This is a genomic window from Sinomonas atrocyanea, from assembly GCF_030812675.1.
Lineage (GTDB): Bacteria > Actinomycetota > Actinomycetes > Actinomycetales > Micrococcaceae > Sinomonas > Sinomonas atrocyanea_B.
Genome location: NZ_JAUSTE010000003.1, coordinates 191051 through 210745, shown reverse-complemented (window position 1 = coordinate 210745; position 19695 = coordinate 191051). Strand labels below are relative to the sequence as shown.

Annotated in this window: 18 protein-coding genes; 10 read left to right on the top strand and 8 right to left on the bottom strand. The window is 71.2% G+C overall.

Annotated features, from left to right (window positions below; genetic code table 11):
• Positions 1 to 31 precede the first annotated feature (31 nt).
• A complete protein-coding gene (locus J2W20_RS06770; protein WP_307005695.1) occupies positions 32 to 1525 on the top strand; it encodes a long-chain-fatty-acid--CoA ligase in 1494 nt (497 codons plus the stop codon).
• An 18-nt stretch (positions 1526 to 1543) separates the two neighbouring features.
• Here J2W20_RS06770 and J2W20_RS06765 read toward each other — a convergent pair whose 3' ends face one another.
• The 7 genes from J2W20_RS06765 to J2W20_RS06735 all read right to left on the bottom strand — a co-directional run bounded on the left by J2W20_RS06765 (position 1544) and on the right by J2W20_RS06735 (position 8021).
• Positions 1544 to 2338: a potassium channel family protein gene (locus tag J2W20_RS06765; protein ID WP_307005694.1), complete on the bottom strand. Its 795-nt coding sequence runs from the start codon at positions 2336 to 2338 to the stop codon at positions 1544 to 1546.
• A gap of 63 nt (positions 2339 to 2401) precedes the next feature.
• Positions 2402 to 3658 carry an ABC transporter substrate-binding protein gene (locus J2W20_RS06760; protein WP_307005693.1) on the bottom strand — a complete coding sequence of 419 codons (1257 nt, stop codon included), beginning with the start codon at positions 3656 to 3658 and terminating at the stop codon, positions 2402 to 2404.
• On the bottom strand, positions 3655 to 4773 hold the full coding sequence (locus J2W20_RS06755) for a branched-chain amino acid ABC transporter permease (RefSeq protein ID WP_307005692.1): 1119 nt from the start codon (positions 4771 to 4773) through the stop codon (positions 3655 to 3657). The genes J2W20_RS06760 and J2W20_RS06755 overlap by 4 nt, the downstream gene beginning before the upstream one ends.
• Entirely contained in the window at positions 4773 to 5654 is an 882-nt protein-coding gene (locus tag J2W20_RS06750; RefSeq protein ID WP_307005691.1) for a branched-chain amino acid ABC transporter permease, read from the bottom strand. Before J2W20_RS06750 ends, J2W20_RS06755 begins: the two co-directional genes overlap by 1 nt.
• A gap of 5 nt (positions 5655 to 5659) precedes the next feature.
• Positions 5660 to 6370, bottom strand: a complete 711-nt coding sequence (locus tag J2W20_RS06745; protein WP_307005690.1) for an ABC transporter ATP-binding protein — start codon at positions 6368 to 6370, stop codon at positions 5660 to 5662.
• The gene (locus J2W20_RS06740) at positions 6357 to 7139 is read right to left on the bottom strand and encodes an ABC transporter ATP-binding protein (protein WP_307005689.1); all 783 of its coding nucleotides are present in this window, start codon (positions 7137 to 7139) and stop codon (positions 6357 to 6359) included. The genes J2W20_RS06745 and J2W20_RS06740 overlap by 14 nt, the downstream gene beginning before the upstream one ends.
• A 90-nt stretch (positions 7140 to 7229) precedes the next feature.
• On the bottom strand, positions 7230 to 8021 hold the full coding sequence (locus tag J2W20_RS06735) for an NAD(P)-dependent oxidoreductase (RefSeq protein ID WP_307005688.1): 792 nt from the start codon (positions 8019 to 8021) through the stop codon (positions 7230 to 7232).
• A gap of 87 nt (positions 8022 to 8108) precedes the next feature.
• Here J2W20_RS06735 and J2W20_RS06730 point away from each other — a divergent pair, with 87 nt between their 5' ends.
• Positions 8109 to 8816 (top strand): GntR family transcriptional regulator, encoded by a 708-nt coding sequence (locus tag J2W20_RS06730; protein ID WP_307005687.1) that lies wholly within the window; start codon positions 8109 to 8111, stop codon positions 8814 to 8816.
• A 47-nt stretch (positions 8817 to 8863) separates the two neighbouring features.
• Here J2W20_RS06730 and ligM (J2W20_RS06725) read toward each other — a convergent pair whose 3' ends face one another.
• Positions 8864 to 10279 carry a vanillate/3-O-methylgallate O-demethylase gene (gene ligM / locus J2W20_RS06725; RefSeq protein WP_307005686.1) on the bottom strand — a complete coding sequence of 472 codons (1416 nt, stop codon included), beginning with the start codon at positions 10277 to 10279 and terminating at the stop codon, positions 8864 to 8866.
• A 186-nt stretch (positions 10280 to 10465) separates the two neighbouring features.
• Between ligM (J2W20_RS06725) and J2W20_RS06720 the strand changes: the two genes are divergently transcribed.
• The 8 genes from J2W20_RS06720 to J2W20_RS06685 all read left to right on the top strand — a co-directional run bounded on the left by J2W20_RS06720 (position 10466) and on the right by J2W20_RS06685 (position 19686).
• A complete protein-coding gene (locus tag J2W20_RS06720) occupies positions 10466 to 11872 on the top strand; it encodes an aminomethyl transferase family protein (protein ID WP_307005685.1) in 1407 nt (468 codons plus the stop codon).
• A complete protein-coding gene (locus tag J2W20_RS06715; RefSeq protein ID WP_307005684.1) occupies positions 11865 to 12995 on the top strand; it encodes a 4-oxalomesaconate tautomerase in 1131 nt (376 codons plus the stop codon). Before J2W20_RS06720 ends, J2W20_RS06715 begins: the two co-directional genes overlap by 8 nt.
• Positions 12996 to 13031: 36 nt before the next feature.
• The gene (locus J2W20_RS06710; RefSeq protein ID WP_307005683.1) at positions 13032 to 13985 is read left to right on the top strand and encodes a VOC family protein; all 954 of its coding nucleotides are present in this window, start codon (positions 13032 to 13034) and stop codon (positions 13983 to 13985) included.
• 49 nt (positions 13986 to 14034) lie between these two features.
• Entirely contained in the window at positions 14035 to 15537 is a 1503-nt protein-coding gene (locus J2W20_RS06705) for an aldehyde dehydrogenase family protein (protein WP_307005682.1), read from the top strand.
• Between the two features lie 318 nt (positions 15538 to 15855).
• Entirely contained in the window at positions 15856 to 16674 is an 819-nt protein-coding gene (locus J2W20_RS06700) for a methylenetetrahydrofolate reductase (protein ID WP_307005853.1), read from the top strand.
• A gap of 6 nt (positions 16675 to 16680) precedes the next feature.
• Positions 16681 to 17553 carry a formyltetrahydrofolate deformylase gene (purU, locus tag J2W20_RS06695; protein ID WP_307005681.1) on the top strand — a complete coding sequence of 291 codons (873 nt, stop codon included), beginning with the start codon at positions 16681 to 16683 and terminating at the stop codon, positions 17551 to 17553.
• Between the two features lie 39 nt (positions 17554 to 17592).
• Positions 17593 to 19005, top strand: coding sequence for a vanillate/3-O-methylgallate O-demethylase (gene ligM / locus J2W20_RS06690; RefSeq protein WP_307005680.1), 1413 nt, complete (start codon positions 17593 to 17595; stop codon positions 19003 to 19005).
• Between the two features lie 60 nt (positions 19006 to 19065).
• Entirely contained in the window at positions 19066 to 19686 is a 621-nt protein-coding gene (locus J2W20_RS06685) for a PadR family transcriptional regulator (RefSeq protein ID WP_307005679.1), read from the top strand.
• The last annotated feature ends 9 nt before the right edge of the window (positions 19687 to 19695 follow it).

Below are 19695 nucleotides of genomic sequence, written 5' to 3'. Positions count from 1 at the left end.
GCCACAGTAGCTTCCTGCCGAGGAGTCCCCAATGAACCTTGCCGCGTACCTCGAGTCCACCGCCGTCGCCCACGGAACGCGCACCGCCATCACGTGCGGCGGGGAGGCCTGGACGTACGCGGACCTCGCGGGCGCGGCCGCCCGCGTCGCCAAGCTGCTCGTCCGCTCGGGCGTGGAGCCGGGGGACCGGGTCGGGGTCATGCTGCCCAACGTGCCCGAGTTCGCGGCCCTCTACTACGGCGCCCTCCGCGCGGGGGCGGTGGTGGTGCCCATGAACCCCCTGCTCAAGCAGCGCGAGATCTCCTACTACCTCGAGGACTCCGGCGCCACAGTCCTCTTCGCTGCGGAGGACGTCGCCCAGGAGGCGGCCGAGGGCGCCCACGCCGGCGGGGCGCGGGTGGTCGCCGTCGGCCGCGGGACGTTCACCGCGGCGCTCGCGGACGAGGAGCCGCTCGGACAGGTCACCGAGCGCGCGGACGGGGACACCGCCGTCATCCTCTACACCTCCGGCACCACCGGCCGTCCCAAGGGCGCCGAGCTGACCCACAGCAACCTCATCCGCAACGCGGACCTGACCGTGCGCACCCTGCTGACGCTGACGTCCGAGGACGTGGTCTTCGGCGGGCTGCCCCTGTTCCACACCTTCGGCCAGACCTGCGCGCTCAACACGACGGTCATGGCAGGCGCGGCCATCGCGCTGCTGCCGCGGTTCTCCGCCCAGGCCGCGCTCGAGATCATCGACGCCCAGCACGTGACCGTGTTCGCCGGCGTCCCCACGATGTACAGCGCGCTCCTCGCCGTGCCCGACCACCGCAGCTACGACACATCCTCGCTGCGCGTGTGCATCTCCGGTGGCGCGGCTCTGCCCGTGGAGGTCCTGCACCGGTTCGAGGACGAGTTCGGCTGCATCATCCTCGAGGGCTACGGACTGTCCGAGACCTCGCCCGTGGCCGCGTTCAACCACCCGGACCGCCTCCGCAAGCCCGGCTCGATCGGCACCGCCGTGGAAGGCGTCGAGCTGCGGGTCGTGGGGCTCGACGGCGAGGAGGTCCCGCAGGGCGAGGTGGGCGAGATCGCGGTGCGCGGGCACAACATCATGAAGGGCTACTGGAAGCGGCCCGACGCCACGGCCGAGGCCATCCGCGACGGCTGGTTCCTCACGGGGGACATGGGCCGGTCCGACGCGGACGGCTGCTACGCGATCGTGGACCGGAAGAAGGACCTCATCATCCGCGGCGGCTACAACGTCTACCCGCGCGAGGTCGAGGAGGTCCTCTACGAGCATCCGGCCGTCGCCGAGGCCGCCGTGGTGGGCGCCCCGCACGCCGAGCTCGGCGAGGAGGTGGTCGCCGTCGTCGCCCTCAGCGCCCCCGGTGCCGCGACGGCAGACGAGCTGCGCGAGTTCGTGAAGTCCCAGGTGGCCGCCTACAAGTACCCGCGCGAGGTGCGGATCGTGGAGCAGCTGCCGAAGGGCCCCACCGGCAAGATCCTCAAGCGGGACCTGAGGGCCGAGCTGGCCGGCTGAGCCGGGCGGCTCCGGGCGTCAGGCCCCGGGCCAGGTGCCGCGGCGCTCGGCCTCGCGGGCCTCGAGCGCCGCGGTGAGCCGCTCGACCCGCTCGGTCAGCGCCTGGACCTTCGCCTCGAGGCTCTGGTCGATCGCCTCGACCTCGGCCTCCACGTCCTGGACCTCGGCCTCGACCTCTTCGACCCCGGCCTCGAACTCCGCGGCGGTCTGCGACGTCATCGTCTCGACGAGCCACGCGGCGATGGAGGCCGTGACCACGCCGAGGACGGCGATGCCGGAGACCATGAGCGCCGCCGCGACGAGCCGGCCGATCACCGTCACCGGGTAGTGGTCGCCGTAGCCCACCGTCGTGATCGTCTCCAGGGCCCACCAGATCGCCGCCCCGAAGCTGCGGATGTTGGACCCCGGCACGTTCTGCTCGACGTCCTCGACCGTGAGCGCCCCGCAGTACATGAGCATCCCGGCCGCGGCGATCACGTAGACCACGAGGCGGCCGCGCAGGGCGTAGCCGGCCTTGTTGTGCACCACCCGGAGGAACGTCACGAGCCGCAGCGGCCGCAGCGCCGGCAGGGCCAGGATCGCGAGCTCGTGCAGGTTGCGCACGAACCACCGGCCGCGCCGGGGCGCGAGCCACAGCTGCCCCGCATAGTCCACCACGAACACGGCCCAGGCTGCCCACAGCAGCCCCTCCGCCCACGCGCCCTCCCGCGGCGGCAGATTGCCGATGACCTGCACCGAGTAGGCGCCGAGGAACACGACGGCGGCCACGAGCGTGGGCCACTCGGTGAGCTTGCGCCAACGGTCCTGCGTCATGCCCGAAGGGTACCGCCGTCCGGCGCCGTCGTCAGTCGCCGCAGGAAAAGAGGTGGGCGACCGTCAGCCGAACTTCTGGGCCGTGGCGTAGCCCTTGCCGTTGTACTTCTGGACGAGCACGGAGGAGATGGCCGGCTGGCCGTCCATGGTGGTGTCCACGCTCGTGCCCTGGAGCATGAGCGGGGCGTTGAAGCCCTTGATGCTGCGCAGGGCCTTCATGAAGGAGTCGCGCGTGGGATCGGTCATCTTCTGGAACGCCTGGTCGAGCGTGGCTCCGGCGATGTAGCTCCACATGCAGTGGGGGAACGCCGGCATGCCCTGGTAGTTCGCGTACTGCTTGAGGTCGGAGAGGAACTTGACCACGTCCTGGTCCTTGGCGAACTCCGGGCTCTGCGGGGCCTTGGAGAAGGCCACCGAGTAGATGCCAGGGTAGGCCGAGGCCCCGCCCGGCTGCAGGATGGCCGTGGGGCTCGAGGTGTTCGAGGGCAGGAACCAGCTGGGCTTCCAGCCGATCTGCTGGGCCTTCTGCAGGGTTGCGATCGTCAGCGGGGTGATGGACATGGCGTTGAAGAACACGTCCGCGCCGGTCGCGGCCAACTGGGTGATCTGTGCGTCCACCGACGTGTCGGTGGCCTCGTAGGTCTGCTCGCCGACCACGCTGATGTTCGAGGCGCCCTTGATCGCGTCCTTGAAGCCGGAGACGTAGCCCTTGCCGTAGTCGTCGTTCTGGGACAGGATCGCGACCTTGTGCGTCCCTCCGGAGGAGGCCAGCAGCTTGCCGAAGGCCCCACCCTCGTTCTGGTAGGCCGGCACGAGGCCGAGCTGCCACGGGCTCTGCTTCTGGTCGCTGAAGGTCGGATCGCCCGTCATGACGAGGACCTGGGGCACCTTCTGGCTGATGGCGGCCTCGCGGAACGCGCGGTTGGTCGGCGTCCCCAGGCCCACGCCCTCGGCGAAGACGTTGTCCGAGACCATCTGCTGGAAGTTGGAGAGCGACTTCTGCGGGTCGTAGGCGTCGTCGTAGGTCTTGATGTCCACCTTGCGGGTCTTGCCGTCGCCGAACTTCACCCCGCCCTCGGCGTTCTTGGCGCCGAAGTAGGCCTTGACGCCTGCGACGGTGCAGGTGCCGGGGCCAGCGGTCGCGCCGCTGAGGGGGGTGGTGATGCCGAGCGTGATGCTCGTGTCCGTGATGCCGGGCGATGCCGCCGTGCCCCCGCTGCCGCTCTGCGCGCTGCCGCGGCATCCTGTCAGCGAGAGCGCAAGGACCGACGCCATCGCGACGGCGCCGAGGAGCCCCCGTGTCCCTTTCCGAACGTTCATGATCGACCGTGCCTCTCTGTTTTCTCGGGTGCCTCCGGCGCCGCGTCCGGGGTCGGAACCTGCGCGGGAGTGTTCTGCGGGGGAGTCCCCGCAGCGCTGGAGTGGTGCTTGTCGGCGGCGGTGCCCGCCGGCGGGGCGGCGCCGCCCGCGCGCGATGCGGTGCCGCGGCGGCCGAGCCGCCTGAGGACGCGGGGCAGGCTCACGAGCCCGTCGGGCAGGAGGAACAGCACCGCGAGGAGGATCACGCCCTGGCTGATGGTGGTCAGGTTGGGGTCGATGGCGTTGGTCAGCTGCGGCACGAGGATGTAGTACGCCCCGCCGATCAGGGAGCCGACGATGCTGCCGGCCCCGCCGATCACCATGGCCGCGAGCAGGCTGATGGAGTGGCCGAAGCTGAGCGTCTCGGGGGAGGTGTACTGGACGGCCGCCATGTAGAGGAAGCCGCTCGCGCCGCCGAACACGGAGGCGATGGTGAAGGCGAGGACCTTGGTCCAGTACGGCGAGACGCCCATCGAGGCCGCCACCGACTCGTTGCCCTTCACCACGGCGAACGCGCGCCCGTACTTACCGCGCACGAGCCGCCGGGCCAGGAGGAATCCGACGCCGGCCACGACCAGGACGATGTAGTACTGCCACTGGTCGTTGAACAGGCCGGACCAGTCCGGGGCGTTCGAGAAGATCGCCGAGGTGCCCTGGGATCCGCCGGTGAACGTGTCGAGCCGCTTGGCCAGCGGGACGCCCACGATCGGCAGGGCGATCGTGACCATCGCGATCGCGAGGCCGCCGAGGCGCGCGGCGGCGAGGGCCACGAGCAGCCCCACGATCCCGGTGATGACGGCGGCCGCGACGAACACGAGGACGATGTTCCAGCCGTGGGTGACGCCGTAGGCGGTGACGTAGGCGCCCAGCCCCAGGAAGAAGATCTGCCCGAGGTTGACCTGGCCGGTGTAGCCCATGACGATGTTCAGCCCGAGCACGGCCACGGCGTATACCCCGATGCGCACGAGGCTCTGGTTGGCGATCGCGGGCAGGAAGAGCGGGGCCGCGAGGAGGAGGATGGCGACCAGGACGGCGATGCCGATCCGGGCCCCCCGGGACTTCAGTGCTGCGCCCATCAGACCCGCACCACGACCTTCCTGCCGAACAGGCCTTGGGGACGGAGGACCAGGATGACGAAGATCAGCGCGAACGGGACGGCGATCTTGAGGTCGTGCCCGATCAGCGGGACGTAGACGGCGACGAGGTTCTCGAGCACCCCGATGCCCCAGGCGGCGGCCACGGCCCCGATCGGGCTGTCCAGGCCGCCCAGGATCACCGCGGCGAGCGCGTAGACGAGGGCGCCGTCGAGCATCCCGGGGGTGAGCGTCAGCTGCGGGCCGACGAGGGCTCCGGCCATGGCACCGAGCGCGGCCGCGAGTCCCCAGCCGACCATCAGCAGCCGCCCCACCGGGAGGCCGGAGAGGGCGGAGGAGGCGGGGTTGTCCGCCACGGCCCGCAGCGCGAGCCCGAGCTTGGTGCGCATGAACAGCACCTGCAGCAGGACCATGATCGCCACGATCGTCACCGTGGTGGCGAGGGAGCGGACGCTGACCACCGCGCCGAGGACGTTGACGCTCGTGAGGGGGAACAGGGAGGGGAACTGCAGGTTGTTGTAGCCCCACAGGACCGCGACGATGCCCGTGACGAGGGTAAGCAGGCCGATCGTGACGACGACTGCCGTGTCCGGGTCGCCGCGCTCGAACCGGCGCATGAGGAACCGCTCGACGAGCGCGCCGAGGCAGAACGAGAGGACGATCGCCAGGAGCACCGCGGCCAGGAGCGGCAGCCCCGCCTGCACGAACGCATACGCGAAATAGGCGGAGAGGACGGCGAGGCCGCCCTGGGCGAAGTTGATCAGGCCCGTCGCCTGGTTCACGAGCACGATCGCGAGGGCGAGGGCCGCGTAGATCGAGCCGGTCGAGAGGCCGTCGACCACGAGCTGGATGAAGGTCTCCATCGGGTTCAGCCCCCCAGGTAGGCGCGGCGGATCTCGTCCATGCCCTTGAGCTCGGAGGAGGTCCCTGTCAGCACGGTCCGCCCCGTCTCGAGCACCGTGGCGGTGTCGACGAGGGAGAACGCGAGGTTGGCGTTCTGCTCGACCACGAGCATCGCGATGCCCGATTCGACGCGGAGCCGGCGGATGGCGTCGTAGACCGTCTTCGCCGTGCTGGGCGCGAGGCCCAGGGAGGCCTCGTCGAGCAGGAGGAGCTTGGGCTTGGCCATGAACGCCCGGCCCACGGCGAGCATCTGCTGCTCGCCGCCGGAGAGCGCCGCGGCCCGCGAGCCGATCCTGTTCCGGAGGTTCGGGAACAGCTCGAGGCAGTAGTCGATGTCCTTCTCGATCTGCCTGCGGTCCTTGCGCAGGTAGGCGCCCACGGCGAGGTTCTCGCGCACGCTGAGCTGGGCGAGCGTGCCGCGGCCCTCGGGCACGTGCGCGATCCCGAGCCCGGCGACCTGGTCGGGACGCAGCCCGCGGATGTCCCGGCCGGCGAACCGGATGGTCCCGCCGGTGCGGACGGTGCCGCTGATGGCACGCAGGGTGGTGGTCTTGCCCGCGCCGTTCGCCCCGAGAACGCCGACGGCGCCGCCCTCCGGCACCGTGAGCGAGACGCCCTCGAGCACCTGGACGGGTCCGTAGGAGGCAGTGACGCCGTCGAGTTCAAGCAGCGTCATCGGCCGCGTCCTTCCCGATGTAGGCCTCGATGATCCGCGGATCGGCCTGGGCCTCGGCCGCGGTGCCCTCCATGAGCTTGCGGCCGTGGTCCAGCACCACCACGCGGTCCGTGAGGGCGGAGATGAGGCCCATGTGGTGCTCGACGATCACGATCGTGATGTCCTGCTGGTCGCGCACCTGCTTCACGGTGGCGATGAGCTGCTCGACCTCGCCGTGGGAGAGGCCGGCCGCCGGCTCGTCGAGCAGGAGCAGCGACGGCCGGGCCAGGAGGGCCCGCCACAGCTCGATGCCCTTGTGGAGCCCGTGCGAGAGCTCGTCCGCGGGCCGGTCCGCCGCCCACGCGAGGCCCGCGCGGTCGAGGAGCCCGAGCGCCTCGGTGCGCATGGCCCGCTCGGCCCGGCCGGTGAACGGCAGTCCGAGGGCCCAGGAGAGCGGCCCGCCCGGCAGGCGGGTGTGGCCGCCGAGGACCACGTTCTCCAGGACGGTGGCCCGCAGCTGGAGTGCAGGGTGCTGGAACGTGCGGGAGAGGCCGATCCGGGCCAGGTGCGAGGGCGCGCGCCCCACGGCCTCGGTGCCGTCGATCGTGATCGAGCCGGAGCTCGGCCGGTAGTGGCCGCTGATGCAGTTGAAGAGCGAGGTCTTCCCCGCCCCGTTGGGGCCGACGAGTCCGAAGATCGTGCCGGGCTCGACCTCGAAGCTCACGTCCTGGAGCACCTTGACGCCGCCGAAGTGCAGGTTCACGTCGCTCAGGCTCAGGCGTGCTGCCATCGGCGTACCTCCGTTGTGCGTCTTTGCCCGCGGCCTGTGGAACGGATCACAGCCGCTTGGCATTGAAGCTACGGATCGGAGACGAGATTGTCAACGATTTTGGATGCCGGATGGAGGTGCCGCCGCGGACACCGTGCGGAGCCACTCGATGGTCGCGTCCGTCATGGGGTGCGCGGAGCCCAGGGCATCGAGGTAGGAGCGCACCTCGAGCATCTCCTCCTCGCGCCGCACGGCGTGCCGGCGCGTGCCCTCGAGCAGCCGCTGGACCAGGGCCGCCCCGTCCGGGCCCAGCTCGGCGGCGATCTGGTCGGTGACCCAGCCGGCGGCCCCGACGGCGCTCGCCGCCGTCACCGCCTCGAGGATGGTGGCGGCGAGCCCCTTCATGAACACGCTGCGCAGGAGCTTGAGGCCGGCGGCGGCGCCGGGCTCCGGGCCGGCCGACGTGGCCGGGATGCCCAGTTCGGCGAGCTGGGCGGTGAGTGCGGCCTCGCCGGGGCCGCTGACGAGCAGCGGCGTGGCGATCCGCGCCCGGGGGACCGGGGCGAGGACGGCGACGTCGGCGAAGCGCACCCCGGCCCCGGCCGCCTGCTGAGCGAGGCGGCGCTTCTCCTCGGGCGCCGCCGTGTTGAGGTCGGCGAAGACCGCGCTGCGCGCCATCGCGGGCAGCGCCTCGGCGAGGGCGGCGGAGGCCGCGCGGGCGCCGACGAGGCTCAGCACGAGGGCGGCGCCCGTGACGGCCTCGGCCGTGCCGGGGACGAGCACGACGCCGGGCGGGGCGGCGGCGGCGCGGGGATCCGCGGCGGCGACGTGTGCCCCGTGCGCGGCCAGGTCCGTCGCGTAGATGGTTCCGGCCTCACCGAGGCCCAGGACGGCGATGCGCATGCGGTCCTCCCGCGATTGGTTCTAAGATTGTAGACAATATCGCGGCTCCGTCCGGGCCGCGAGGGCTCTCCAGGAAGCGAGCGGACCATGGCGCCAGCAGCGGTGAACGAGGCGACGGCGGCCGTGTCGCCTGCGGGCGGCGCGCCCTCCGAGGGTGGGGCCCACGCACCGGTGACCGACCAGATCCGCGACGCGATCGTCCGCGGCGAGTACGCGCCCAACCAGCGGCTCATCGAGGCGGACCTGAGCGCCGCCTTCTCCGCCAGCCGCGCCACCGTGCGCACCGCCCTGCTGGAGCTCGCGGGCGAGGGCCTCGTGGAGCGCCTGCCCAACAAGGGCTCGCGCGTGCGGGCCATCTCGGTGGACGAGGCGATCGAGATCCTCGAGGTGCGCATCGGCGTCGAGGGCCTGTGCGCCGCGAAGGTCGCCGAGCACCTCACCGACGAGCAGGCGGCCGAGTTCGCCCGGCTGAGGGACGACATGGCGGCCTCAGTGGAGGAGGGCGACCTCGTCGAGTACTCCCGCCTGAACAGGGCCCTCGATGTCCGGGTGCGCGAGCTCAGCCACCACGCCACGGCCTCGGACGTGCTCGCCCGGCTGCACGCCCAGAGCGTGCGGCACCAGTTCAGGCTCTCGTCCCGCCCCGCCCGAGCCAAGGTCTCCGTGCTCGAGCACACCGCCATCATCGACGCGATCCTCGCCCGCGACCCGGAGGCCGCCGAGCGGGCCGTCCGGGCCCACCTGCTCAGCGTCATCGAGGCCCTCCGGGAGGTCACGGCCCGCGAGGCCGTCTAGCGCCGAGGGCGCCGGCAGGGCCCGGAGCGGCCCTGCCGGCGTAGGGCTCAGGATCCCGTGGTGCGCCAGCCGCCGTGGTACTCGGTGCGCGCGGTGACGGAGTACGGGGCCGGGCTCACCACGGCGCGCACCGCGAACTGCTCGTGCGGCTCCACGGTGGTCTTGCGGGAGCCGCCGTCGGGCTCGCCCCACACCACGCGCAGCTCCGTGCCGAGCTCGACGTTCGGGTCCACCGTCGCGAGCGAGAGCCCGCGCCGCTCGTTCGCGGTGACGCCGGTGAAGAGCGAGAGCCCCACGACGGTGCCGTCCGCGTCCACGACCGAGTCGTAGTTGGACGAGCCGTAGTTCGCGTTCGGCAGGTCGAAGAACTGGTATCCGGGCCGGTCCCGGTCGAGGAAGGATGCCCAGATCGCGGCGAGGTCCTCGTCGTTCCAGGCCAGGGTGACCTTCTTGCGCTGGGCGGCCGGGTCGAGCTTCTCGAGGGCGTCGCGGCCGATGAAGTCGTGGTCGAACTTCACGAACGAGCCGTAGCCGAGCTCCCACGGGTTGAGGTAGTAGTCCTCGATGTCCGCCGAGACGAACGAGCCGGCGAGGGCGTTGATCGCCTCGTAGCCGTCCGCGGGGAGCCACTCGCGGTAGGCGCGCTCGCCGTCGCCCGTGTAGATCGCCGGGAGCGGCGAGGGGATCCAGCCGGACTCGAGGGTGTTGGAGGAGTACGCCCGGGAGCCGCAGGGCTCGATCCCGAACTCGGCGCCGGCGGACAGGACGGCGTCGCGGACCCGCCCGTGCTGCTCGTAGGGGCCCCAGATCTCCAGGCCCGGCGCGCCGGCCATGCCGTGGCGGAGCGTCCGGACCCGGCCGCCGGCGATCTCCATGTGGCCCATGTGGAAGAACTTGACCTTCTCGACCGGTCCGCCGGCGAGCTTCTCGATGATCTGCCACGCGTTCGGGCCCTGGATCTGGAACCGGTAGTACTCGCGGGAGACGGCCTGCCCGTAGGGGCGGGAGGGGGAGCGGTCGTCGTAGGTGTACTCGACGTCGTACCCGCCGGTCTCGGCATGGAACTGCAGCCAGTTGGCCACCGGGGCGCGGCCCACGAACACGTACTCGTCCTCGGCCTCATGGAAGAGGATGCCGTCCCCGATCACGCCGCCGTTCGAGGCGACCGGGACGAACTGCTTGGCCGTGTCCACGGGGAAGTTGGCGAAGCTGTTGATGCCCGTGGCGGACAGGAGCCGCAGGGCGTCCGGCCCCTTGAGGAAGAAGTTCACCATGTGGTGCGACTGGTCGTAGAGGACCGCGGCCTCGCGCCAGGCCTTCTGCTCGCGGCGCCAGTTGGTGAACTCCGCCGGCACCACTGGGTAGATGTACGTGCCGAGCTGGGAGTTGCGCAGGTGCTCGACCGTGCTCTGCGGCGTGCCTCCGGCCGCATCGAGCACTTCTTGGAGGTTCTTCTCTGCCATGGGTTCTCTCCTTCGGTCTCGACGAGTGCTTCCGACAGGAAGGAGCCGCAGCACTGACGACGCGATTGGTGACAATAATGTATTCGATACCTTGACCGGAGGCTAGGCCCGTGGTTGTCTGGCAGGACACCCCCTCCGGGGCCCTCGTCGGGGCCCGGCCGACACGCGCGAAGGGAAGGGTCGACGATGACCGCAGAATCACTGGCAGGCACCGGGCAACGGGCCGCCACCGAGTCCCTGGCGGAGGCGATCGCCCGAGCGGGCGGCCCTGTCGAGCTGCTGCGCAACCAGGACTGGCCCGCGTTCACGTTCCCGGTGGCGCCCGAATTCACGAACTGGCGCGACGAGCAGCGGGCGTGGAACACGACCGTGGCCCTCATGGACCAGTCGCACCACATGACCCAGCTCTTCCTCGGCGGCTCGGACCTCATCCCGCTGCTGTCCTCGATCTCGCCCAACACCTTCGGCACCTTCCGCCCCGGGGTGGCCAAGCAGCTCATCGCGGTCAACCAGGACGGGTACCTCATCGGCGACGGCATCCTCTTCTACCACGAGGACGCCCCCGAGGGGCTCGTGCTGATCGGCCACCACCTGCTCATCGACTGGGTCCGCTTCAACGTCGAGAAGGCCGCGGCCGCCGGCCAGGACGTGCACCACCGCCTCGAGGCCAACTCCCACATGCGCCAGGGCCCGCCCACGTTCTACCGGTACGAGCTGCAGGGCCCGCGCGCCAACGAGGTCATGGAGAAGGTCTTCGCCGGACCCATCCCGGAGATCAAGTTCTTCCATATCGGCGACGTCCAGATCGCCGGCCGCCCGGTCAAGGCCCTCCGCCACGGGATGGCCGGCCAGCCGGGCTTCGAGTTCTACGGCCCCTGGGAGGACCACGAGACGGTGCTGGCCGCCCTCATGGAGGCGGGCGAGGAGTTCGGCATCCGCCGCGTCGGCGCCAAGGCCTACTCGGCCTCCCCCCTGGAGTCCGGCTGGGTGCCCACCCCCTTCCCGGCCATCTTCGACGACGACCTCGCCGAGTACCGCGCCTGGCTCCCCGCCGCCCGCGCCGGGTCGATCGGCGGCTCCCTCTACTCCGAGGACGTGCACGACTACTACATGACCCCCTACGACATCGGGCTGGGCCGGTCCGTGCGGTTCGACCACGACTTCCACGGCCGCGAGGCCCTCGAACGGCACGCCGAGAACCAGCGCCGCCGCAAGGTCACGCTCATCTGGGACGCCGAGGACGTCGCCGCCGTGGTGCGCTCCCAGCTTGAGCCCGGCACCCCGGCCAAGTACCTCGACTTCCCCAAGGCCCGCTACGGGCTGTTCCAGATGGACGAGGTCATCCACGCCGGCCGCCGCGCGGGCATCTCCACCGACGCAGGCTACGTCGCCTACGACCAGCTCTACATGTCCCTGGCGACGCTGGACGCCGACGTCCCCGACGGCGCCGAGGTCGAGGTCGTCTGGGGCGAGGACCCCATCTCCCGCAAGGCCTCGGTCGACGCCGACCACCGCCAGGTCCGCATCCGCGCCACGGTGGCCCCGGCCCCGTACCACGAGTTCGCCAGGACCGTGTACCGTGCCAATGCCTGATGGGATCCCCTGCCTCCTGATGCGCGGGGGCACCTCCAAGGGCGCGTACTTCCTCGCCTCAGACCTGCCCGCGGACCCCGCCGCCCGCGACGAGCTCCTCCTGCGCATCATGGGCACGCCCGACCCGCGCCAGATCGACGGCCTCGGCGGCGCCCACCCGCTCACGAGCAAGGTCGCCGTCGTCTCCGCCTCGCCCGATCGCGGAGGCGGCGGCAGCGGATCGGCCGACGTCGACTACCTCTTCCTCCAGCTCGGCGTCGACGAGGCCTTCGTGACGGACCGGCAGAACTGCGGCAACCTCCTGGCCGGGGTCGGCCCCTTCGCCGTGGAGCGCGGCCTCGTCCCCGCGGGGCCCGAGCGCACGGAGGTGCGGATCCGCATGGTCAACAGCGACAGCGTCGCCACCGCCCGCTTCGCCACCCCTGGCGGCGCGGTGGACTACGACGGCGACCTCGCGATCGACGGCGTGCCCGGCACCGCGGGGGCGATCTCGCTCGACTTCGAGGACACCGCGGGCTCCTCGACCGGGGCCCTGTTCCCGACCGGCAGCGTCCTCGACACGGTCGAGGGGGTCGAGGTGACGTGCGTGGACAACGGCATGCCCAGCGTCCTGATCCGCGCCGCCGACCTCGGCGTGCGCGGCGACGAGGCGCCGGCCGACCTCGAGGCCGACGCCGACCTCGCCGCCAGGATCGCGAAGATCAGGGCCGCCGCGGCCGAGCTCATGGGCATGGGGGACGTGAGCGGCACGACGGTCCCCAAGCTCGTCCTGCTCTCCGCCCCGCGCGCCGGGGGAGCGGTCGCCACCCGCAGCTTCCTGCCCGTGCGCGTCCATACCTCGATCGGCGTGCTCGGCGCCCTCACCGCCGCGGCCGGCGTGCTCGCGCCCGGCTCGGTGGGCCACGCCCTCGCGGCCCTGCCCGAGGAGGGCGCCCCGTTCCGGATCGAGCACCCCACCGGGCACTTCGACGTCGACGTGGCCCTCGCACCGGCCGCGACTGCGGGGAGCGGCACCGCCGGCGAGGGGGGCGCCCCCGGAGGGCTCGCCGTCGTCCGCTCCGCAGCCCTGCGCACCGCCCGGAAGATCTTCGACGGGCGCGTCTTCCCGCGCCCCCGCCTGTAGCAGCCCCACGCGCCCGCAGCACGAAAGAGGACAGCAATGACCGACTACACCTCGTTCGACGTGGCCCACCTGGGCAACGTCGAGCTCCTCACCCCGACCTTCGAGAAGAGCCTGTGGTTCTTCCAGGACCTGCTCGCCATGCGGGTCGTCGCCGAGGCCGGGGACTCCGTGTACCTGCGCACGTGGGACGAGTACCAGCTCTACACGATCAAGCTCACCGCCTCGGACGACGCCGGCGTGGGCCGCACCACCTTCCGCACCACGAGCGCCGAGGCCCTCGACCGGCGCGTGCGGGCCATCGAGGAGATGGGCCTGGGCATCGGCTGGGAGGACGGCGAGGTCGGCACCGGCCGGACGTTCACCTTCCGCGACCCCGACGGGCACGAGATGGGGATCTACTACGACACCGAGCGGTACGAGGCCACGGACGACAGGCCGGCACTGAAGAACCAGGCCTCCCGCTTCCCCGGCCGCGGCGTCAACGCCCGCCGGCTCGACCACATCAACTACCTCGCCAAGGACGTCGTGGCCAACGGCGAGTTCGTCGCCAGGGCCCTGCGCGGGCGCGAGTCCGAGCGCATCAAGCTCGACGACGGCGGCTACGCGGCCTGGTGGTTCCACTTCAACAACAAGTCCTACGACATCGTCTACTCCGACGACTGGCTCAAGCACGGCAACCGCCTCCACCACGTCGCCTTCGCCCCGGACACCCGCGAGGACATCCTCAAGGCCGCAGACATCTTCCTCGAGAACGGCATCCACATCGAGTCCGGCCCGCACAAGCACGCCATCAACCAGACCTTCTTCCTCTACGTCTGGGAGCCGGGCGGGAACCGCATCGAGTTCGCCAACGCGGGCGCCCGCCTCCTGCTCGACCCCGACTCGCCCGTGGTCGAGTGGAGCCAGGAGGAGCGGAAGAAGGGCCAGGCCTGGGGCATGAAGACCATCGAGACCTTCCACACGCACGGCACGCCAGCCGTGCGGCAGTGACACCCTAGAGGTACCCACCCACAACACCGCACGAAGGAGTGTGGAGACCATGACCGAGACACTGGACCCCGCGGCCCCCGCGGCGCCCGTCACCACGGGCCTGTACATCGGCGGCGCCGAACGCCGGGCCGCCGCGACGCTCGAGGTGGCTGACCCCGGCAAGCCCGGGACCGTCGTCGGCCACGCGGCCGCGGCGAGCGCGGCCGACGTCGACGACGCGATCGCCGCCGCCAAGGCTGCCTACCCGGCCTGGAGCGCGCTCGGTGCGGCCGAACGGGCCGAGCGGATGAGGTCCGCGATCGAGGGCATCGCGGAGGCGCGGGACGAGGACGCCGCGATCCTGTCCCAGGAGAACGGCAAGATCCGCCTCGAGGCATGGGTCGACTCCCTCGTCTTCGAGATCCGCTGGAACCTCGCCCTCGCGCTCGCCGACCAGGTCGACGCCGCGACCGTCCTGGCGCCCGCGCCGGGCATCCCGGTGACGACGACGGTCGCGTACCAGCCTCTCGGCGTGGTCACCGTGATCGTGCCGTTCAACTGGCCCATCGCGATCCTGGGCGCCTCGCTGCCGCACGCGCTCCTGGCCGGCAACACCGCGATCGTCAAGCCGCCGCCCACCACCCCGCTCGCCACCACCCGCGTGGTCCAGCGCATCGCCGAGAAGCTCCCGCCCGGCGTGCTCAACGTGGTCACCGGCAAGGACGCGGACATGTCCGCGCTCATCACGAGCCCGGACATCGCCAAGGTCTGCTTCACCGGATCCGTCGCGGGCGGCAAGAAGATCATGGAGATGGCCTCGGGATCCCTCACCAGGGTCACGCTCGAGCTCGGCGGCAACGACCCGGCCGTGATCCTCGAGGACGCGACCCTCGACGACGCCGAGCTGGACCGCCTCTACGCGGCCATCTTCGACACCACCGGCCAGATCTGCATGAACGCCAAGCGCGTCTACGTGCACCGCTCCCGGCTCGACGACGTGGTCGCAGGCCTCGCCGCCCGGCTCGAGAAGGCCGTGATCGGCTACGGCCTCGACGAGGGCACCACCATGGGCCCGCTGCACTCGCCCGTGCAGAAGGCGTTCGTGGCCGAGCTCATCGAGGAGGCCAAGGCCTCCGGCGCCGACGTGCGAGAGTTCGGCACGCTGCCCGCCGACCCCGAGCTGTCCGGCGGCAACTTCCTGCGCCCCGCGCTCGTGGTCGACCCGGACCCGGCGCTGCGCGTGGTCACGCACGAGCAGTTCGGCCCGGTCATCCCGATCCTCCCGTTCGACACCGAGGAGGAGGCCGTCCGGGCCGCGAACGACACGTGGGCCGGGCTGTGCGGCTCCGTCTGGTCCGCGGACCCCGCGCACGCGGACCGGATCGCCCGCCAGCTCGTGTGCGGATACGTGTGGGTCAACGACCACGGCGCCACCCGGCTCGACCTGCGCGCGCCGTTCGGCGGCATGAAGCAGTCCGGGCTGGGCCGGGAGCAGGGGATCGAGGGTGTGCGCGCCCTCCAGGACACCCGCTCGGTGGCCCACCTCGACCCGGACGCCCTCGCGGCCGGGTAGCTGTACCCGGCCAGGACAATGCCGGCCAGGACAATGGGGGAGCGGGCGCAGGCGCCGACCGCGGCGCGGCGCCCGCGCCTGGCCCTCCTCCTCGCCTCCGCCCGCCCCGGGGGTTCTTCACCGGCCGCACCGCGGCACGTCGTGGCAGCGCGCAGAACTCTGACCGCAATACCTATGGACATTCCCTATGTAGATAGTTAGATTCAACACAGGACGCAACGTGGCGCCCGTGCGAAAGGAGTCCCGAACGTGGCAAAGAGCGCACCCGCGGCGAACCGCGAAGCATCGCTGCAGCTGATCGACAACTTCTCGCTCGAGATGACCGGCAAGGACGTGCCGGGCCTGCTCGAGGCCAAGGACCACATCCCGGCCGGCACGCGGATCAACATCACCTTCCTCGGCAACGAGGACCTCGAGATGCGGGTGGCCGCGGCGAAGGCCGTCCGCGAGCACGGGTTCACGCCCGTCCCGCACATCTCCGCGCGCCGGCTCAAGTCCCAGGGCGAGCTCGAGGAGTTCCTCGGCCGCCTCCAGGAGGTGGGCGCGAGCGAGCACGTGTTCACCGTGGGCGGCGACCCGTCCGTCCCGGAGGGCCCCTACGAGGACTCGCTCGCCGTCATCTCCAGCGGCGTGCTCCAGCAGTACGGCGTGCGCGAGGTCGGCATCGGCGGCTATCCCGAGGGCCACCCCGACATCTCGAAGGAGACCCTCGCCCGGGCCCTCGAGGACAAGGCCGCGGCCTTGAAGGACCAGGGGCTCGGCGCCGTCATCCTCACCCAGTTCGCCTTCGACACCGAGCCGGTGGCCGAATGGATCGCGGGCGTGCGCGCCAAGGGCATCGAGGCCCCCATCCGCGTGGGCACCCCGGGCCCGGCCGGGATCAAGCGACTCCTGGGCTTCGCGCGGCGTTTCGGCGTGGGCGCCAACGCCATGATCGTGAAGAAGTACGGCTTCTCCCTCACGAACCTGCTCGGCGAGGCCGGGCCGGAGCACTTCGTCGACGACCTCGCCTCCGCCCTCACGGACGCGTGGCCGCACCCGGGGATCCCCGGCAAGGTCGGCCTGCACTTCTACACGTTCGGCGGCCTCAAGGCGACCGCCGACTGGGTGCGCACCTTCACCGCCGAACGGTCCTAGGCCGCCATGGCACTGCACACCGAAGCCCGGAAGGACCGCGCCTGCCTGATCGTGCACGGGCCCGACAAGGCTGGCATCGTGGCGGCCGTCGCGGCGCTCGTGACCCGCAACCAGGGCAACATCGTCACGCTCGACCAGTACTCCACCGACCCCACGGGCGGGGACTTCTTCCAGCGGGTCGAGTTCATCCGGCCCGACCTCGCGCTCGCGATGCCGGATCTGGAGGCGGACCTTGCCGCGACCCTCGGCCCGCTGGACATGCAGTGGACGCTCACGGACCTGTCCGTGCCCAAGCGGATGGCCATCATGGCCTCGACCTCGGACCACTGCCTCCTCGAACTGCTGTGGCGGCACCGGCGGGGCGAACTGCCCGTGACCATCCCGATGGTGATCTCCAACCACACCAACACCGCGGAGGACGTGCGCTCGTTCGGCATCCCGTTCTTCCACGTCCCCTCCGCCGGCCCGGACAAGTCCGGCGCCGAGGATGAGATCCTCAAGCTCCTGGCGGGCAACGTCGACTTCGTGGTCCTCGCCCGCTACATGCAGATCATCTCCGCGGACTTCCTCGACCGGGTCAGGGTCCCGCTGATCAACATCCACCACTCGTTCCTGCCGGCGTTCATCGGGGCCGCGCCCTACCGCAAGGCCAAGGAGCGCGGCGTGAAGCTCATCGGCGCGACCGCCCACTACGTGACCAAGGACCTCGACGAGGGACCCATCATCGAGCAGGACGTGGCCCGCGCCACGCACGCCCACACCGCCGCCGACCTCCAGGCCCGCGGCGCCTACGTGGAGCGCGCCGTGCTCTCCCGCGCCGTGCAGTGGCACGCCGAGGACCGCGTGATCCGGCACGGCAACCAGACCATCGTCTTCTGACCCCAACCCCAGACCCTCCCGAAGAGAAAGAGGTTCACCGTGGCACCGAAGAATCTGCAGGAAGTCCTCGACGCGTCCAAGGGCGCCGTCGACCTGCTGCGCAACTCCCAGATCGGCTCCTACATCTACCCGGTGGTCCCCGCGGACTTCCAGAACTGGATCAAGGAGCAGAAGGCGTGGCGCGAGACCGCCGTGCTGTACGACCAGTCGCACCACATGGACAACCTGTTCCTCAAGGGCTCGGACGCGATCAAGCTCATCACCGCGACCGCGATCAACTCCACCGCCAACTTCCCGGTGGACAAGGCCAAGCAGTACGTCCCCACCACGGCCTCGGGCCACGTCATCGGGGACGGCATCCTCTTCCGCGAGGCCGAGGACGAGTACGTCTACGTGGGCCGCGCCCCCGTCACCAACTGGCTCCTGTACCAGGGCGAGACGGGCGGGTACGCCAACCTCGACATCACGGCCGACCGCCGCTCGCCCTCGCGCCCCTACGGGCACGCCGTCTCGCGCCAGTACTACCGCTTCCAGATCCAGGGCCCGAAGGCCTGGGCGGTCATCGAGAAGCTCAATGGCGGCCCGGTCGAGCAGCTGAAGTTCTTCAACATGTCCACCATGACGATCGACGGCACCACGGTCCGGACCCTCCGCCACGGCATGGCCGGCGCCCCCGGCCTCGAGGTGTGGGGCCCCTACGCGGACCACGACCGCATCATGAACGCGATCGTCGAGGCCGGCGCGGAGTTCGGGCTCGTGCCCGTGGGCTCGCGCGCCTACCCCTCCAACACCCTCGAGTCCGGCTGGATCCCCTCGCCGCTCCCGGCCATCTACACGGGCGAGGCGGAGCGCGGCTACCGCGAGTGGCTCCCGGCGGACGGCTACGAGGCCACGGGCACGCTGGCAGGCTCGTTCGTCTCGGACAGCATCGAGGACTACTACCTCACGCCGTGGGAGCTCGGCTACGGCTCGTTCGTGAAGTTCGACCACGACTTCATCGGTCGCGACGCCCTCGAGAAGATGGACCCGGCCACGCAGCGCCGCAAGGTCACCCTCGCCTGGAACGCCGAGGACATGACGAAGATCTTCGGCTCCCTCTTCGACGTGGACGGCCCGCAGTACAAGTTCTTCGACCTGCCGCTGGCCAACTACGGCTCGGCCAACTACGACTCGGTGGTGGACGCCGACGGCAACGTGGTCGGGTTCTCGATGTTCACCGGCTACAGCGCGAACGAGCGCCGCGCGCTCTCGCTCGCGACCGTGGACCCCAACGTGCCCGAGGGGGCCGAGCTCAAGGTGGTCTGGGGCGAGCCCGACGGCGGGAGCCGCAAGGCCGCCGTCGAGCCCCACGAGCAGATCGAGGTCCGTGCCGTGGTCAGCCCCGTCCCGTACTCCACCGTGGCCCGCACGGAGTACCACGGCGGCTGGCGCACCAACTACCAGACGGCCTAGGTTGGGAACTCGGCACGGGGCACACCGCCCCGTGCCGAGTCCGTGTCTCAAGGAGGTCCGATGAGCCTGAGGTTCGCGCTGCTCGCCCTGCTCCGGGTCGGCCCGCTCTCGGGCTACGACCTGCAGAAGCAGTTCTCCCTCTCGGTGGGGCACGTGTGGCACGCCCCCGACTCCCAGATCTACCCCGAGCTGCGCAAGATGGAGGCCGAGGGCCTCATTGAGGGCGAGGAGCAGGCCAGAGGCCAGCGCGCCACGCGCCGGGTCTACCACGTCACCCCGGCGGGGGAGCGGGCCTTCCTCGACTGGATGGGCACCCCGCTCGAGTACGCGCGGGTCCGCGACCCCGCCCACCTGCGCGCCGCCTACCTCGAGGCGGCCACGCCGGCGGCGGCCCGCGAGTTCTTCCGCGCGCACATCACGCAGTGGGAGGGCGAGCTGGCGCAGTGGGAGGGCGAGCTCCGCCGCATCGACGCCGTCGCGAACCCGATGCTGGCCCGCAGGCTCGCGGTGACCGAGCCCGGGGCGCGCGAGCGGACCGTGGCCTTCAAGCGCTTCACCTACGAGGGCCTCGTGGACCGCGCACGGTCGGAGATCGCCTGGGCGCGCCGCGGCCTCGAGCTCGTCGAGGGTCTCGAGGCGGCCGACGGCGGGTGGGCCGGCACACGCGCCACCGGCGCCTGATCCGGCGCG

What these genes read in the sequence shown, in the direction of transcription:
- J2W20_RS06750 (WP_307005691.1), bottom strand. Translation starts at nt 5,654, where the DNA reads ATGGAGACCTTCATCCAGCTCGTGGTCGACGGCCTCTCGACCGGCTCG.
- J2W20_RS06740 (WP_307005689.1), bottom strand. Translation starts at nt 7,139, where the DNA reads ATGGCAGCACGCCTGAGCCTGAGCGACGTGAACCTGCACTTCGGCGGC.
- J2W20_RS06715 (WP_307005684.1), top strand. Translation starts at nt 11,865, where the DNA reads ATGCCTGATGGGATCCCCTGCCTCCTGATGCGCGGGGGCACCTCCAAG.
- J2W20_RS06730 (WP_307005687.1), top strand. Translation starts at nt 8,109, where the DNA reads ATGGCGCCAGCAGCGGTGAACGAGGCGACGGCGGCCGTGTCGCCTGCG.
- J2W20_RS06755 (WP_307005692.1), bottom strand. Translation starts at nt 4,773, where the DNA reads ATGGGCGCAGCACTGAAGTCCCGGGGGGCCCGGATCGGCATCGCCGTC.
- J2W20_RS06770 (WP_307005695.1), top strand. Translation starts at nt 32, where the DNA reads ATGAACCTTGCCGCGTACCTCGAGTCCACCGCCGTCGCCCACGGAACG.
- J2W20_RS06685 (WP_307005679.1), top strand. Translation starts at nt 19,066, where the DNA reads ATGAGCCTGAGGTTCGCGCTGCTCGCCCTGCTCCGGGTCGGCCCGCTC.
- purU (WP_307005681.1), top strand. Translation starts at nt 16,681, where the DNA reads ATGGCACTGCACACCGAAGCCCGGAAGGACCGCGCCTGCCTGATCGTG.
- J2W20_RS06760 (WP_307005693.1), bottom strand. Translation starts at nt 3,658, where the DNA reads ATGAACGTTCGGAAAGGGACACGGGGGCTCCTCGGCGCCGTCGCGATG.
- J2W20_RS06735 (WP_307005688.1), bottom strand. Translation starts at nt 8,021, where the DNA reads ATGCGCATCGCCGTCCTGGGCCTCGGTGAGGCCGGAACCATCTACGCG.
- J2W20_RS06705 (WP_307005682.1), top strand. Translation starts at nt 14,035, where the DNA reads ATGACCGAGACACTGGACCCCGCGGCCCCCGCGGCGCCCGTCACCACG.
- ligM (WP_307005686.1), bottom strand. Translation starts at nt 10,279, where the DNA reads ATGGCAGAGAAGAACCTCCAAGAAGTGCTCGATGCGGCCGGAGGCACG.
- J2W20_RS06745 (WP_307005690.1), bottom strand. Translation starts at nt 6,370, where the DNA reads ATGACGCTGCTTGAACTCGACGGCGTCACTGCCTCCTACGGACCCGTC.
- J2W20_RS06765 (WP_307005694.1), bottom strand. Translation starts at nt 2,338, where the DNA reads ATGACGCAGGACCGTTGGCGCAAGCTCACCGAGTGGCCCACGCTCGTG.
- J2W20_RS06700 (WP_307005853.1), top strand. Translation starts at nt 15,856, where the DNA reads ATGACCGGCAAGGACGTGCCGGGCCTGCTCGAGGCCAAGGACCACATC.
- J2W20_RS06720 (WP_307005685.1), top strand. Translation starts at nt 10,466, where the DNA reads ATGACCGCAGAATCACTGGCAGGCACCGGGCAACGGGCCGCCACCGAG.
- J2W20_RS06710 (WP_307005683.1), top strand. Translation starts at nt 13,032, where the DNA reads ATGACCGACTACACCTCGTTCGACGTGGCCCACCTGGGCAACGTCGAG.